This window comes from Pseudomonas sp. SDO5522_S412, from assembly GCF_054071215.1.
On the sequence record NZ_JBSVWQ010000304.1, the window covers coordinates 1 to 5,904 of the forward strand.

Below are 5,904 nucleotides of genomic sequence, written 5' to 3' on the forward strand. Positions count from 1 at the left end.
GCGGTGGATCAGCCAAACTTCCATTGACTGACACACCGCATTCGCGAGCAAGCCCGCTCCCACATTTTGACCGGGCAAGACTTTAGAGCAGTTCGAAGCTCTGCTGCTTCACATCCTGCGAATCCAACCCGATCTGCACATTGAACTCGCCCGGCTCAGCCGCAAACTTCAGCTGGGTGTTGTAGAACTTCAAGTCTTCCTCGGTGATGGTGAAGTGCACCGCGCGCTCTTCGCCCGCCTTGAGCATGATCTTCTGGAAGTTCTTCAATTCCTTCACCGGGCGGATCATCGAGCCGGCCACGTCCTGGATATACAGCTGCACCACGGTTTCGCCATCGACCTTGCCGGTGTTTTTCACCACCACGGTGGCGTCGAGCTTGCCGGTCTTGTTCAGGGTGGTGGACGACAGCGCCATGTCCGACAGGCTGAAACTGGTGTAGCTCAAGCCGTAACCGAACGGAAACAGCGGCCCGGTGGTGTCATCGAAGTACTGCGAGGTGTAGTTGCCCGGCTTGCCCGGAGTGAACGGCCGGCCAATGCTCAGGTGGTTGTAGTAGGTCGGAATCTGCCCCACCGAACGCGGGAAGGTGATCGGCAGCTTGCCCGACGGGTTGTAGTCACCGAACAGCACGTCAGCGATAGCGTTGCCGCCTTCGGTGCCGGCGAACCAGGTTTCCAGGATTGCGTCAGCCTGTTCGTTCTCCTCGACAATCGACAGCGGACGGCCGTTCATCAACACCAGCACCAGCGGTTTGCCGGTGGCTTTCAAGGCCTTGATCAGGTCGCGCTGGCTCTGCGGGATGTTCAGGTCGGTGCGGCTCGACGATTCGTGGGACATGCCACGGGACTCGCCCACGGCGGCCACGACCACATCGGCGCCTTTGGCGGCCTTGACGGCTTCGTCGATCATGTCCTGGGACGAGCGCGGGTCATCCACTACTTCCGGGGCATCGAAGTTCAGGAAGTTGAGGTAGTCGACGACTTTCTTGTCGTTGGTGATATTGGCGCCACGGGCATAGATCACCTTGCCCTTGTCGCCGATCGCGGCGTTCATGCCGTCCAGCAGGGTCACCGATTGCGCGGGTTTACCGGCAGCGGCCCAGCTGCCCATCATGTCGATCGGCGCCTTGGCCAGCGGGCCGACCAGGGCGATGGTCGCGTCCTTTTTCAGCGGCAGGGTGTTGTTCCGGTTTTTCAGCAGCACCTGGCTGCGGCGCGCCACGTCACGTGCGTCGGCGCGATGCAGGCGGCTTTCGGCGTAGGTGTCGGCCGGGTCATCCTCGGCCTTGCCGATGCGCAGGTACGGGTCGGCGAACAGGCCCATGTCGTACTTGGCGCCGAGCACTTCGCGCACGGCGTTGTCGATGTCGCTCTGTTCGATCTCGCCGGACTTCAGCAGGCCGGGCAATTCCTTGCCGTAGAGCGAGTCGTTCATGCTCATGTCGATGCCGGCCTTGATCGCCAGCTTGGCGGCTTCACGCCCGTCCTTGGCCACGCCGTGCTTGATCAGCTCGAAGATCGCACCGTGGTCGCTCACGGCCAGGCCCTTGAAGCCCCAGTCCTTGCGCAGCAGGTCGTTCATCAGCCAGGTGTTGGCGGTGGCGGGTACGCCGTTGATCGAGTTCAGCGCAACCATCACGCCACCGGCGCCGGCCTTGATGGCGGCGTGGTAGGGCGGCAGGTAGTCCTGGTACATCTTGACCGGGCTCATGTCGACCACGTTGTAGTCGCGACCGCCTTCCACCGCGCCATACAGGGCGAAGTGCTTGACGCTGGCCATGATGCTGTCGGCCTTGGCCGGGCTGCTGCCCTGGAAGGCCTTGACCATCACTTCGGCAATGCGCGAGGTCAGGTAGGTGTCTTCGCCAAAGCCTTCGGAGGTACGGCCCCAGCGCGGGTCGCGGGAGATGTCGACCATCGGCGCGAAGGTGATGTCGAGGCTGTCGGCGGCAGCTTCCTGGGCGGCGATGCGCCCGGAGTGGCCGATGGCGTCCATGTCCCAGCTGGAAGCCAGGGCCAGGCTGATGGGGAATATCGTGCGGTGGCCGTGGATCACGTCATAGGCGAAGAACATCGGGATCTTCAACCGGCTGCGCATGGCTGCGTCCTGCATCGGACGGTTTTCCGGGCGGGTGATCGAATTGAAGGTGCCGCCGATGCGACCGGCGGCGATTTCCTTGCGGATCAGTTCGCGGGGCATTTCGGGGCCGATGCTGATCAGGCGCAATTGGCCGATCTTCTCATCAAGGGTCATCTGCTTGAGCAGGTCACTGACGAAGGCGTCCTTGTCCTTGAGCACTGCGGGCTTTGTTTCGGCTAATACGGAATGAGTGGCCAAACTGACAACAAGGCCCAGCAAACACAGCTTCTTCATGAAAATCCTTTCTCGCAGCCTTGGGACCGGAGAGCGTCTATTGTTGTTCGGGTGTTGTTCAGATAAATACCGCACACTTCTGAACTCTTATTGGCGCTGGGCATCTTTTAGCTGATTGGCACGATGCAATCCAGTGGGTGGTGGCGGATTATGCCCTAAGCCCGTGGCTAACGCGTCAGTCGGTAAATTTCATAGGTTTGGCAGGAGAAACACCATGCAAGCAGCACAAGGTTACCGTTGGGGCTGGAAGGCCGTGGCATTGATACTGGTGAGCACCGTGCTGAGCGGTTGCGGCATCAACAAGATCCCGACCCTGGACGAACAGGCCAAGGCGGCCTGGGCCCAGGTGCAGAACCAGTACCAGCGGCGCGCCGACCTGATCCCCAACCTGGTGGAAGTGGTCAAGGGCTACGCCGCCCATGAACAGGACACCCTGACGGCCGTGATCGAAGCGCGGGCCAAGGCCACCTCGATCCAGGTGGACGCCAGCACCCTCGACAATCCCGAGAAACTCAAGCAGTTCCAGCAAGCCCAGGACGGTTTGAGCGGTGCACTCAGCCGTTTGATGGTGGTGTCCGAGCGCTACCCGGACCTGAAGGCCAACCAGAACTTCCTGGCCCTGCAATCGCAGCTTGAAGGCACCGAAAATCGCATCGCCGTGGCCCGCCGCGACTTTATCCAGGCAGTGCAGGCCTACAACACCGAGATCCGCACCTTCCCTGGCCGCCTGTGGCACAGCGTGATGTACAGCGACTTGCCGGTCCGCGCCAACTTCGAGGCCACGAGTGCCGATGCCGATAAAGCGCCGCAAGTGAAATTCTGATGGGCAAGCGCGCTTGGCTGATGGCGGCGGTGCTGCTGGCCTTCAGCCTGACCGCCCAGGCCGCCCTGAATTTCCCGGCCCTGACCGGACGGGTGGTGGACAACGCCCAGATGATCGACCCGGCCGTGCGTGCGCAGCTGACCCAGCAGTTGCAGGCGCTGGAGCAGACCAGCGGCGACCAGATCGTGGTGGTCACCGTGCCCGACCTGCAAGGCGTGCCCATTGAAGACTTCGGTTATCAACTAGGCCGCGCGTGGGGCATCGGCCAGAAGGGCAAGGACAACGGCGCCCTGCTGATCGTCGCCCGGGATGAGCACAAGATTCGCATCGAAGTGGGTTATGGCCTGGAAGGCGTGCTCACGGATGCGCAGTCCTGGGTGATCATCAACCAGGTGATCGCCCCGGCGTTCAAGGCGGGCAACTACAGCAAGGGCATCAGCGACGGCGTGGCGGCGATGCTGCAGGTGGTGGGCGGCGATCCGCTGGCCGTACCGGCGCATGTGTCCGAGGCCAACTTCGCCAAGCAAAACCCGGGCATTTCCATTGGCCTGTTCATCCTGTTGCTGGCAGTGTTGTGGCTGTGCAATCGCATGGGCCTGCCCGTTGGCGCTATCCTGCTGGCGATTCTCAGCAGCAGCGGTCGTGGCGGCGGGGGAGGCAGTGGCGGTGGTGGCTTCAGGGGCGGCGGCGGTGGTTTTGGCGGCGGTGGCGCCTCGGGCGGCTGGTAATGACAATAACGAGAGAGCATCAACAACCATGGCATTACTGAGTCAACACGAGCAACGCCAGGTCGCCGAGGCGATCGCCCGGGTCGAGCAACAGACCGACGCCGAACTGGTGACCGTGCTCGCGGCCCGCGCCGACGACTACGCCTACATCCCGCTGCTGTGGGCCAGCCTGCTGGCGCTGGTGGTGCCGGGGATCATTCACTACCTGTCGGGCTGGTTGACCATGTACACCTTGCTGCTGGCGCAGTGGGGCACGTTCGTCGTGCTGTGCCTGGTGTTCCGTTTGCCCAGGGTCACCACGCGATTGATCCCGCGCTCGGTGCGCCATTGGCGCGCGTCCAACCTGGCACGGCGGCAGTTTCTCGAGCAGCACCTGCACCACACGCTGGGCAGCACCGGGGTGCTGATTTTTGTCAGTGAGGCCGAGCGGTATGTGGAAATCCTGGTGGACAAGGGGATTTCTAGTCGCCTGGATGACAGCAGTTGGGATGCGATCGTCAAGGACTTCACCCGCCAGGTGAAGCAAGGCCAGACGTTGGCCGGGTTTGTGGCGTGTATTGAGGCTTGCGGGGAATTGCTCAGGGAGCACGTACCGGTGACCCACGCACGCAATGAGCTGCCGAATCGGTTGGTGGTGTTGGAGTAGTGTAAAATTCCCGGCATTCCCTGCCCGAGGCGTTTTTGTTCATGTCTGCCACCGCTAAACCTGCCAGCCCCGCGCCGGATCATCACGCGCAGTTCCTCGAACTGCTGAGCGCGAGCCTTGAGCAAAACGCCTTTATCAAGCTGGTGCTGGCCAAGTACGTCGGCACCGAGCCTGATCTTCAGAAGCTGATCATCAAGCAGCTGACGGTCAAGGATCAGCCTTGCCTGTCCTTCGTCTATCGCTACAAGACCCGCGACATCACCAAGAACTTCTCCCTGGCCGACGGCGTGGCGGCAATTGCCGAATTGTTGCCGGCGGCGTTCAAGAATGCGCACCTGCTGTCGGTGACCGACGAAGCCCAGCTGGAATACAGCAAGAAGAACAAAAGCTCACTGTTCAAAAGCAAGCCGCAGCAACTGCGCGAAGCGCCGTCTGCCGAGCACAACCGCGAGAAGAATCGCTTCCTGGACCTGACCCGGCCCTTTCTCGCCGACCTTGGCGTGACCAACGCCAAACACGAGCTGATCCCGGCGATGTCGCGCAAGTGGAAGCAGATCAACAAATTCATCGAAGTATTCAGCCATGCGCTGACCACCTCGCCGCTGAAGCTGGACCAGCCGGTGCGGGTCGCGGACTTTGGTTCGGGCAAGGGTTACCTGACGTTTGCCATCCACGACTACCTGCGCAACACCCTCAACGCCGAGGGCGAAGTCACCGGCGTGGAGCTGCGCGAAGACATGGTGACCCTGTGCAACAACGCCGCCGCCCGCCTGGACCACCCGGGGCTGGTGTTCAAGTGCGGGGATGTGCGCAGCGTCGCGCCCAGCGAGCTGGACGTGATGATCGCCCTGCATGCCTGCGACATCGCCACCGACTACGCGATTCACACCGGCATCCGCTCCGGTGCGTCGATCATCATGTGCTCGCCGTGCTGCCACAAGCAGATTCGCCTGCAGATCCAGAGCCCGGCGCTGCTCAAGCCGATGCTGCAATACGGCCTGCACCTGGGCCAGCAGGCGGAAATGGTCACCGACAGTTTGCGCGCGTTGTTCCTTGAGGCGTGCGGCTATGAGACCAAAGTGTTTGAGTTCATCTCGTTGGAGCACACCAACAAGAACAAGATGATCCTGGCGGTGAAGCGTGCCGAGCCGGTGGACAACGCTCAACTCCTGGAGAAAATCCAGGAGCTCAAGGCGTTCTACAACATCACCGAACATTGCCTGGAAACCCTGCTGCGGGCGGACGGTTACCTCGCCTGAGTACGACGCAAATCAAAAGTGTGGGAGCGGGCTTGCTCGCGAAAGCGGTGTGTCAGTCACCTGATGTATCAACT

General features: G+C 61.7%; 5 protein-coding genes. 4 read left to right on the forward strand and 1 reads right to left on the reverse strand.

Features of this window, described 5'->3' with window-relative positions:
* Window positions 1–82 precede the first annotated feature (82 nt).
* On the reverse strand, window positions 83–2,374 hold the full coding sequence (bglX, locus tag ACW9I6_RS30160) for a beta-glucosidase BglX (RefSeq protein WP_177081929.1): 2,292 nt from the start codon (window positions 2,372–2,374) through the stop codon (window positions 83–85).
* Between the two features lie 214 nt (window positions 2,375–2,588).
* On the opposite strand from bglX, the gene ACW9I6_RS30165 reads away from it, so the two are divergent.
* From ACW9I6_RS30165 to ACW9I6_RS30180, 4 genes are read left to right on the forward strand one after another with little or no spacing between them, the layout of a single operon-like run.
* Window positions 2,589–3,197: a LemA family protein gene (locus ACW9I6_RS30165; RefSeq protein ID WP_003209150.1), complete on the forward strand. Its 609-nt coding sequence runs from the start codon at window positions 2,589–2,591 to the stop codon at window positions 3,195–3,197.
* A complete protein-coding gene (locus ACW9I6_RS30170; RefSeq protein ID WP_177069945.1) occupies window positions 3,197–3,925 on the forward strand; it encodes a TPM domain-containing protein in 729 nt (242 codons plus the stop codon). Before ACW9I6_RS30165 ends, ACW9I6_RS30170 begins: the two co-directional genes overlap by 1 nt.
* Before the next feature lie 28 nt (window positions 3,926–3,953).
* A complete protein-coding gene (locus ACW9I6_RS30175; protein WP_003209147.1) occupies window positions 3,954–4,571 on the forward strand; it encodes a TPM domain-containing protein in 618 nt (205 codons plus the stop codon).
* A gap of 41 nt (window positions 4,572–4,612) precedes the next feature.
* Window positions 4,613–5,830: a class I SAM-dependent methyltransferase gene (locus ACW9I6_RS30180; RefSeq protein ID WP_003209145.1), complete on the forward strand. Its 1,218-nt coding sequence runs from the start codon at window positions 4,613–4,615 to the stop codon at window positions 5,828–5,830.
* Window positions 5,831–5,904 lie beyond the last annotated feature (74 nt).